The organism is Novosphingobium clariflavum (assembly GCF_026420865.1).
GTDB lineage: Bacteria > Pseudomonadota > Alphaproteobacteria > Sphingomonadales > Sphingomonadaceae > Novosphingobium > Novosphingobium clariflavum.
Window position 1 is genome coordinate 1 of record NZ_JAPCWC010000103.1, and the last position, 711, is coordinate 711.

Below are 711 nucleotides of genomic sequence, written 5' to 3' on the forward strand. Positions count from 1 at the left end.
TAGAGGCTGCATGGCCGCGAGATCGCGTTGCAAGCGCTCACCGATCGTCTCGCTCTCCCCGCGCACCTTGTCCTGCTGGCGCTTGCGGCATTGCTCCTCCAGCCACAGGTTGAAGGCCTCCCAGGTCGGGAACTTCGGGATCGGCACCATGAAATTGCGGCGGCAGTAACCAACCAGCCCTTCCACATTGCCTTTCTCGTTCCCCTTGCCCGGGCGGGCATAGCGGTCGCGGATCACGTAATGCGACAGGAAAGCGCTGAACAGCGTGGCACGCTTGCGCGTGCCGTCTGGCAGGATCTTCGCCACCAGGCAGCGATCGTTGTCGTAGACGATCGAGCGCGGCACCGCGCCGAAGAACGCAAAGGCATGAACGTGTCCGTCCACCCAGGCTTCCGCCACTGCCGCCGGATAGGCCCGCACATAGCAGGCATCACTGTGCGGTAGATCGAGCGCAAAGAAGTAGGCTTTTTGCTCCACCCCGCCGATCTCCACCAGAGCTTCCCCGAAATCGGCCTGTGCATCTCCCGCCGGGTGCGCCAGCGGCACGAACATCTCCCGGCTGCGCTGCTCGCGCTCCCGGATGTAATCCTTGATGATCGTATAGCCGCCGGTGAAACCATGCTCGGTGCGCAAACGGTCGAATACCCGCTTCGCCGTATGGCGCTGCTTGCGCGGGACACCGCGATCCCCCTCAAGCCATCCATCGATGAT

1 pseudogene is annotated in these 711 nt (G+C 63.2%); it reads right to left on the minus strand.

The features are described from left to right. Window positions 1-711 (minus strand): annotated as a pseudogene (gene istA, locus OKA11_RS24465) (IS21-like element ISSsp5 family transposase); the annotation flags it as partial.